The sequence below is a fragment of the Streptomyces sp. NPDC058964 genome (assembly GCF_042741275.1).
Lineage (GTDB): Bacteria > Actinomycetota > Actinomycetes > Streptomycetales > Streptomycetaceae > Streptomyces.
Genome location: NZ_JBHYKH010000132.1, coordinates 11,346 through 19,189, shown reverse-complemented (window position 1 = coordinate 19,189; position 7,844 = coordinate 11,346). Strand labels below are relative to the sequence as shown.

Sequence of the window (7,844 nt, the reverse complement as noted above, 5' to 3'; positions counted from 1 at the left end):
ACGGGGGCGCCGCGGGTGCGGGGCCCGGCGCCCGGGCGGTTAAGGGCGGGCCCGCCCCCTTCCGTACTCCCCCGTTTCTCCCGGTGCCCCCGTGCTTGCCCGCACGGTCTCCCGTGCGGTCCCCCGTCGGAACCCGTTGCGGTCTTCCCCCGGGTCCCCTTGCATTCCCCCCGTGCCTCGCTTCCGCCGACGGATCGGCGGAAGGAGCGGCCAAGGGCGCGGTTCCCGTTCCGCCGCCCCGTGTCGGCGGTGCCGGGGGTCGCGCCCCTTTCCGTGTCTCCACTGTCCCGTCCGCGCGGGTCGGCCCCCATCCGCGCGCGTACTCATCTCACTCACTGGGTACGGATACTCAGCCGTCCGCGCTCATGCCCAGGACGTACCGGTTCGGACTGGTTACGATCGCCTCCGTGTCCGTACTCCCCCTCGTCTTCACCAGCGGCTGGGCGAGCGGCGTCAACGCCTATGCCGTGGTGCTTCTGCTCGGTCTCTTCGGTGCGGCGGGAGTGAGCGACGACGTGCCCGAGACGCTGCAGCGCCCCGAGGTCCTCGCCGTGGCGGGCGCGCTGTTCCTGTGCGAGGCGGTCGCCGACAAGATCCCGTACGTCGATTCGATGTGGGACTCCGTGCACACCGTGGTCCGGCCGCTGGCGGGTGCCTGGGTCGGGGCGCTGCTCGCCGGGCAGAGCGGCTCCCTGTCCGATGCGGCGGCGGGCCTGGTCGGCGGTTCGACGGCGCTCGCCAGTCACACGGTCAAGGCCGGCACCCGCATGGCGATCAACGCCTCGCCGGAGCCCCTCAGCAATGTGGTCATGAGCCTGGCCGAGGATTTCGGGGTGGCCGGCATCGTGACGTTCGCGATGTTCCATCCCGAGGCGGCCGCCGTCATCGCGGCGGTACTGCTGGCCGCCGGACTGACCGTGCTGTACTTCCTGGTCTCGCGGATCCGCCGCTTCCTGCGGCGCAGGGCCCAGCGCCGGGAGGAACGGCGGCTGGCCGGGCAGGTGGAACGGCCGCCGGACTGACCGCCCGGGGCATCGGCTGTCGGTGGTGGTCGATAAAGTCGCAGGCATGGCACGGATTGCGGTGATCGGCGCCGGGATGGGCGCGATGACGGCCGCCGCCCGGCTGGCCGTCGCGGGCCACCGGGTGGTGGTGTACGAGCGCACGGACACGTACGGCGGAGCGGTGCGCCGGTTCGAGCGGGACGGGTTCCGCTTCGACACCGGTCCCGGGCTGCTGCCCCTGCCCGCCGTCTACCGCGACCTGTTCGTCAAGACCGGCAAGGAGCCGCTGGAGGCGTGCGTCGAGCTGACGCAGGTCGACCCTTCGTCGCGGCACGTGTTCGCGGACGGCACGGAGGTCTCCCTGCCGAACGCCTCGCGCGCGGGTGTCGTCTCGGCCCTGGACGAGGCGCTCGGCTCCGGTACGGGACAACGCTGGGGCGACTTCCTCGTACGGGCCCGGGAGGCCTGGGACCGCACCCGCCGGCCCCTGCTGGAGGAGCCGCTGTGGCCCAACTGGTCGGTGCTGGCGGACCGTGAGCCGTATCCGTCCGTCCCGCACAAGCGCCTGCTGCGCACCCGCCGGGCCGGCACGCTGGCCGAGGTCGGCGCGTGGGAGCTGCGCGACCCGCGCCTCGCGGCGCTGCTGGAGAGCCACGCGCTCGCGTACGGCCTCGACCCGCGGGTCGTTCCCGCCAGCGCGGCCGTGCTGCCGTACATGGAGCACGCCTTCGGCATCTGGTACGTCCGCGGCGGCATGCGGGAGCTGGCCCGCGCGGTGTACGAGCGGTGCCTGGCCCGCAGGGTCGAGTTCGTCTTCGGCGCCGAGGTCACCGGGATCCTGGAGAAGGACGGGCGGGCGGCCGGGGTGGAACTCGCCGACGGCAAGGTGGCCGAGGCGGACCACGTGGTGGCGGACGTGGATCCGGTACGGCTGCGGGGGCTGACGGGGCATCCGCTCGACGGGGACGGTGACGTACGCGCCGGGACGGCGGCTCCGCGGCCCGGACGGTTCACCGTGCTGCTGGCCCTGCGCGGCGCTCGCGAGGCCGGTGCCGCGCACCGCACCGTCGTGCACGCCCCGGACCGGGACGCCGAGCTGGACCGTCTGGCCTCTGCGGGCACCGGGCCGGTGCGGCCCACGGTGACCGTGCTGCGGCCCGACGACCCGGCCCTGCGACCGGACGGTGCGCACGAGTCGGTGGTCGTGTCCGCGGTGGCTCCGGCGGATGCCGACCGCATGCCGGACGCGGCGGCCGAGCGCTTCGCCGACCTCCTGGTGGCGGCCGCGGAGGCCGCCGTTCCCGGGCTGGCCGAGCGGCTCGTCTGGCGCGAGGTGCGTACGCCCGGCCGGAGCGCGGACGAGACGGGCGCCGGGTCAGGTGCCGTGCCCGCCCCCGCGCTCGCCGCAGGCGGGGGCCGCTACCTGCATCCGGGGAACACCACGCGGCTGCCGGGCCTGTACCGGGTGGGCGGCTGGTCGCACCCCGGCGGCGGGCTTCCCCACGCGGGAATGTCGGGCGCGCTGGTCGCGGGACTGATCGTGGAGGGACCGGGGTTCCGGGGCTCCCAGTGAGCCCCCGGCCGGCGGCCGGACCGTCGATCGCCGGATTCAGAAACGGTACTGCTCGTCGAACCCGTTGCCGGGCTGCTGCCCGTTGCCCTGGTACGGGTACTGCTGCTCCTGCGGGAGCTCGCCGCCGTACGTCTCGTCGGTGCGCTGCTGCGGGACCCAGACGCCGCCGGCCGGGGTCTGACCGTAGTTGCCCGCGGCGTACTGGTCCTGGCCGTAGGCCTGCTGGCCGTACTGCTCGCCGCCGTAACCATCGCCGTACGAGGCGCCGCCGCCGTAGGTCTGGGTGCCGATGTACGGGTCGGAGTAGTTGGCGTACTGCTGCTGCCCGCCGGTGTCATAGCCGTACTGCTGCTGGCCGTAGCCGGAGTAGTCGTACGCGTAGCTCTGGTCGGTGCCCTGCCCGGCCGTCGAGTAGTTCTGGTCCTGGGGCTGACCGGCGGTGGCGTAGGCGCGGTCCCCGTATATGCCGTAGGAGCCCGTGTCCTCCGGGAGGGGCTGCGGCTCGTAGACGGCGGTCGCCTCGGCGGCGGTGGGCTCGGCGGAGCGGACCGGCGTGAACACGTCGTCGCGGTCGTAGTCGTCGCCGTACGCGGAGACGCTGTCGCGGCCGTAGGCGTCGTCGCGGCCGTCCTGCTCGTCGTAGTCGCCGTCGGCCGCCTCCAGGTCGGACACCTCGAGGCTGGGGTCGTGACTGTCCGCCTTGCCGCGGCGGCGCTTGGAGCCGCCCGCGTCGCCTTCGGGGCGCTTGACGGCCCAGCCCGCGACGAAGCCGCGGCGGAACGACAACGTGACGTAGGTCTGGCCGATCGTGAAGGCCGCCGCGCCCAGACCGATGACGACGACCGAATGCATCAGGACACCGAGCACGACGCCGAGAAAGCCACCGAAGGCGATCAGTCGCCAGCGCAGACGCGCCTTGTACTGCAGCAGCACCTCACCGAGCAACCACAGCGCGACGATGCCGAACGCGATGTAGAGGACCGTCCAGCCCATGTACGCCCCTCTCCCAGTGACCGCTACGCAGTGTGTCGTATACCCGTGCGGCCGGTCTAGGCCTGCGGTGGATGGTGCAGACCCAGGTTTTCGTAGATTTCCAGCGGAGCCGTGGAGTTGTTGAGCGTGATGAAGTGCAGACCGGGCACTCCCTCGGCCAGCAGCCGTGCGCAGAACTCCGTGGCGAATTCGATGCCAATGGAGCGTACCGCCGCCGGATCGTCTTTCGCTGTGAGGATCCGCTCTTTCAGGGCGTCCGGGAAGTGGGCGTTGCTGAGCTTGGGCAGCCGTTCCAGCATCTTCACGCTGGTGACCGGCAGGACCTCGGGGATGACCGGGGTCTCGCAGCCCGCGGCCGCGACCCTGTCGCGCAGGCGCAGATACGACTCCGGCTGGAAGAACATCTGCGTGATGGCGTAGTCGGCGCCCGCACGGCACTTGTCGACGAAGTGCTCGACGTCCGTGTCCCAGTCGGCGGAGCGCGGGTGCATCTCCGGGAAGGCGGCGACACCCACGCAGAAGTCGCCCGACTCCTTGATGAGCCGGACGAGTTCGGCCGCGTAGGTCAGTCCCTGGGGGTGCGGCACCCATTCGCCCATCGGGTCGCCCGGCGGGTCTCCGCGCACCGCGAGCATGTTCCGGATCCCGGCGTCCGCGTACTGGCCGATGATGTTGCGCAGTTCCGCGATGGAATGGTCGACCGCGGTGAGGTGGGCGACCGGGGTGAGAGTCGTGTCGACGACGATCTGCTGGGTCTCCTTGACCGTCGTCGCCCGGGTGGAGCCGCCGGCACCGTACGTCACGGAGACGAAGTCGGGAGCGGCCGCCTCGACCCTGCGGAGCGCGTTCCACAGGCTCCGCTCGCCCTTGGGGGTCTTCGGCGCGTAGAACTCGAACGAGTACGTCGTCTTGCCGGTACCGAGGATGTCGCGCACGGTGCGTGCGCGATCCGTCCTGGTCGATGCGGTTCCGAGGGCCATACCCGCAGGTTAGTCAGGGGTGGCCGGAGGCCCAACCGAGCACCGGCAATTTGCTCGTTTTGTCGGGTTTCTGTCCACCCCTTGGACAGGAGCCGTACGACGGCGGGTCACCGGGCACGCGGGAACCCGCCGGGAACACGGACGGTGACGGCGGCTAGACCTGCCGCAGCCGCTTGCGGAACTCCGCCGCGGCCGCTCCCGGGTCGTCCGCCTCCGTGATCGCGCGGACGACGACCACCCGGCGCGCGCCCGCCTCCAGCACCTCGTCGAGGTTGCCGAGGTCGATGCCGCCGATGGCGAACCACGGCCGGCCGGTGCCGAGGGCGGCGGTGTGGCGGACCAGGCCCAGGCCGGGGGCGTGGCGGCCGGGCTTGGTGGGGGTCGGCCAGCAGGGGCCCGTGCAGAAGTAGTCCACGCCCTCCTGGACGGCGGCCGCGGCGGCCTCCGCCTCGGCGTGCGTGGAGCGGCCGATGAGTACGTCGTCGCCGAGGAGGGCCCGGGCCGCGGGCACCGGGAGGTCGCCCTGGCCCAGATGGAGCACGTCGGAACGGGCGGCGTGGGCGACGTCCGCGCGGTCGTTGACGGCGAGCAGCTTGCCGTGCCGTGCACAGGCCTCGGCGAACACCTCGAGGTGCTCCAGTTCCTCGGCCGCCTCCATGCCCTTGTCCCGCAACTGCACGATGTCGACCCCGCCGGCCAGCACCGCGTCCAGGAAGTCGGCGAGGTCGCCCTGGCGCTTTCGGGCGTCGGTGCAGAGATAGACACGGGCGTCGGCGAGGAGGGTGCGCGCGGTGGTGGTGTCGGACATGGGATGGGTCCCCCGGCTCGTTCGATGCGATGCGATGACGGTGCCTGCGGCCGGCAGGGCTCCGGCGCGCCGGCGCACCGCTGAAACCGAACCCGGCACGCCGGCCCACGGCTCATCGGCACGGTCCCGCCCCTGCGCCCCGGACCTTACCCGGACGGTTCAGCCGGCAGACCCCGGCCCCGGAGCTGCCGTACCGGCCTGGCAGGTCACACACCCGCCGAACCACCGGCGCACACGGGCCGCCGGAACCGAACCCGGCACGCCGGCCCACGGCTCATCCGGACGTGGCACGCCACACCGGAGTCGGCGCCCGCTTCATGCGGGACTGTCCTCGGCAACGGCCCCCGCGGTGCTGCACCGGGCCCGGGAGCCGTTGCGTCGGTTCGGTGTGTTTCGGGTTCAGACGGCGAGCGCCTGGGCGCGCCGCTTCACCTCCGTGCCCCGGTTCTCGCTCAGGGCCTGGGCGGGGGTGCCGGGCAGGGAGGGGTCGGGAGTGAAGAGCCATTCCAGCATCTCTTCGTCCGTGAAGCCGTCGTCCCGCAGGAGCGTCAGGGTCCCGGCCAGGCCCTTGACGACCTTGTCCCCGTCGATGAAGGCGGCGGGGACGTGCAGCGCGCGGTTCTCGCCACGGCGTACGGCGATGAGCTGGCCCTCCTTGACCAGCTGCCGCACACGTGTCACCTCGACGCCGAGTTGTTCGGCGATGTCGGGCAGCGTGAGCCAGGCGGGGACGAGAGCATCGGTCTTTGCGTCAATCTCGGTCACGGAAACAGCCTGCCATCCCGGACTGACAGTCGGAAGCCGGGCCCGTCCGAGCTGGGCGTTTTCACTACCGTGCCGTGGCCTCCTTCAGCGGCCGCGCCGGATCCGCCAGGATCTCCCGGTCCACCGGCGTGCCCGCCTCGATCAGCCGCCGCCCCTGCGCCAGGTCGCGCGGCCTGCCCACCGCCAGCAGGGCGACCAGCCGGTCCTCCCGCAGCCAGCAGACGGTCCAGGCGGGCCCGACCGGGTCACCACGCCACAGCAGCCGGTCGGCCGAGGCGTGATGGCCGGCGTACTGGACGAAGCGGCCGAACTGCTCGGACCAGAAGTACGGGACCGGGTCGTAGACGGCCGGGGCCTCGCCGACGATGTTGGCGGCCACGGTGCGCGGGCCCTGGAGGGCGTTGTCCCAGTGGTGGACGAGCAGCCGCTCGCCGTACCGGGCCGAGGGGAAGGAGGCGCAGTCGCCGACCGCGTACACGTCGGGGACGGAGGCGCGCAGACGGTCGTCGGCCACGATCTCGCCGTGCGCGCCGAGCTCGATGCCCGAACCGGAGAGCCAGTCGGTGGCGGGGCGCGCGCCGATGCCGACCACGACGGCGCCCGCGGGCAGCCGCGCGCCGTCGTCGAGCACCACCGCGCCCGGCTCGACCCGCACCACGCGCGCGTGGGTGCGCAGAGTGGCACCGCTGTCGGCGTACCAGGCGGCCATCGGCGCGGCCACCTCGGCCGGGAGCGCTCCCGCCAGCGGGCGGTCGGCGGCCTCGACGACCGTCACCGCGCAGCCCGCCTCACGTGCCGCCGTGGCGAACTCGGCACCGATCCAGCCCGCGCCGACGACCACGATGTCGTGCTGCCGGGAGAGCACCGGCCGCAGCCGCTCCGCGTCGTCCAGGGTGCGCAGCAGATGGACGCCGGGGACGCCCTCGGTGCCGGGCAGCCGGACCGGTTCGGCGCCGGTCGCGAGAACCAGGACGTCGTACGCAACGGGCCCGGACTCGGTGTCCAGTTCGCGGTCGGCGGTGCGCACGCCCAACGCCTCACGGCCCAGGGTGAGTTCGATGCCGAGCGACTCGAAGTCGACCTCGAAGGCCGAACCCTCGGCCTTGCCGAGCAGCACGGCCTTGGACAACGGCGGGCGGTCGTACGGCTGGTGCGGCTCCGCGCCGATCACCGTGACGGCGCCGGTGAAGCCCTGTTCCCGCAGGGCGACCGCGGTCTGCACCCCGGCCATGCCCGCGCCGACGACGACCACGCGCCGCGCCCCTGACGTGCCCCGCTGCTGCGTCTGCTCGCTCACCCGATCACCATAGACAACTGACGAACCGTCAGTCAGGGGGCGTGCTGAGTGAGCTGTTCCACAACGCTCGTTCCGCTGCCCGGCTGCGACTCCCACTCCCAGGTCTCCTCCAGGCGCACCCGGCCGTCCGGCAGCTCGACGACCGTCGACACGCAGTGCCCGGCAGAGGTGGTGCCGTCGTGCTTGAGCTGCACGTACCGGAAGTCCAGCCGGTCGCCCTCACGCGTGCCCACGAGATGCCCGCGCACCACGTCACCACCCGCGTACTCGGCCCAGATCTCGCCGTCCTTCTCGTGGTAGGCGAACCGGGTCCGGGTACCGACCTGACCCGGGGCCTGGTCGGCGACGGGGGCGAGGGTCAGACCGTCGAGCGAGCGGGCCATGGGCGGAGGCTCCCTTACAAGGTCGAAGCTCTGCGGGCTAG

At 72.8% G+C, this 7,844-nt stretch carries 8 protein-coding genes; 2 read left to right on the top strand and 6 right to left on the bottom strand.

Features of this window, described 5'->3' with window-relative positions; all coding sequences use genetic code 11:
• Nucleotides 1-407: 407 nt before the first annotated feature.
• Together ACFW2E_RS18465 and ACFW2E_RS18460 are read left to right on the top strand one after the other, a co-directional pair.
• Nucleotides 408-1,022, top strand: coding sequence for a DUF4126 domain-containing protein (locus ACFW2E_RS18465; RefSeq protein WP_384467616.1), 615 nt, complete (start codon nt 408-410; stop codon nt 1,020-1,022).
• Nucleotides 1,023-1,068: 46 nt separating this feature from the next.
• Nucleotides 1,069-2,577: a phytoene desaturase family protein gene (locus ACFW2E_RS18460; protein WP_384467614.1), complete on the top strand. Its 1,509-nt coding sequence runs from the start codon at nt 1,069-1,071 to the stop codon at nt 2,575-2,577.
• Nucleotides 2,578-2,613: 36 nt separating this feature from the next.
• On the opposite strand, the gene ACFW2E_RS18455 is transcribed toward ACFW2E_RS18460, so the two are convergent.
• The 6 genes from ACFW2E_RS18455 to ACFW2E_RS18430 form a co-directional block, all read right to left on the bottom strand.
• Nucleotides 2,614-3,570 carry a hypothetical protein gene (locus tag ACFW2E_RS18455; RefSeq protein ID WP_384467612.1) on the bottom strand — a complete coding sequence of 319 codons (957 nt, stop codon included), beginning with the start codon at nt 3,568-3,570 and terminating at the stop codon, nt 2,614-2,616.
• Nucleotides 3,571-3,626: 56 nt separating this feature from the next.
• Nucleotides 3,627-4,550: a methylenetetrahydrofolate reductase [NAD(P)H] gene (gene metF / locus ACFW2E_RS18450; protein WP_384467610.1), complete on the bottom strand. Its 924-nt coding sequence runs from the start codon at nt 4,548-4,550 to the stop codon at nt 3,627-3,629.
• Nucleotides 4,551-4,704: 154 nt separating this feature from the next.
• Nucleotides 4,705-5,358 (bottom strand): thiamine phosphate synthase, encoded by a 654-nt coding sequence (gene thiE, locus ACFW2E_RS18445; RefSeq protein ID WP_384467608.1) that lies wholly within the window; start codon nt 5,356-5,358, stop codon nt 4,705-4,707.
• 399 nt (nt 5,359-5,757) lie between these two features.
• Nucleotides 5,758-6,123 carry an Rv2175c family DNA-binding protein gene (locus ACFW2E_RS18440; RefSeq protein ID WP_384467606.1) on the bottom strand — a complete coding sequence of 122 codons (366 nt, stop codon included), beginning with the start codon at nt 6,121-6,123 and terminating at the stop codon, nt 5,758-5,760.
• A 64-nt stretch (nt 6,124-6,187) separates the two neighbouring features.
• On the bottom strand, nt 6,188-7,420 hold the full coding sequence (locus ACFW2E_RS18435) for an NAD(P)/FAD-dependent oxidoreductase (protein WP_384467604.1): 1,233 nt from the start codon (nt 7,418-7,420) through the stop codon (nt 6,188-6,190).
• 32 nt (nt 7,421-7,452) lie between these two features.
• Nucleotides 7,453-7,803, bottom strand: coding sequence for a hypothetical protein (locus ACFW2E_RS18430; RefSeq protein ID WP_384467618.1), 351 nt, complete (start codon nt 7,801-7,803; stop codon nt 7,453-7,455).
• Nucleotides 7,804-7,844 lie beyond the last annotated feature (41 nt).

Coding starts and splice junctions, on each gene's coding strand:
- ACFW2E_RS18460 (WP_384467614.1), top strand. CDS start 1,069: ATGGCACGGATTGCGGTGATCGGCGCCGGGATGGGCGCGATGACGGCC.
- ACFW2E_RS18455 (WP_384467612.1), bottom strand. CDS start 3,570: ATGGGCTGGACGGTCCTCTACATCGCGTTCGGCATCGTCGCGCTGTGG.
- metF (WP_384467610.1), bottom strand. CDS start 4,550: ATGGCCCTCGGAACCGCATCGACCAGGACGGATCGCGCACGCACCGTG.
- thiE (WP_384467608.1), bottom strand. CDS start 5,358: ATGTCCGACACCACCACCGCGCGCACCCTCCTCGCCGACGCCCGTGTC.
- ACFW2E_RS18430 (WP_384467618.1), bottom strand. CDS start 7,803: ATGGCCCGCTCGCTCGACGGTCTGACCCTCGCCCCCGTCGCCGACCAG.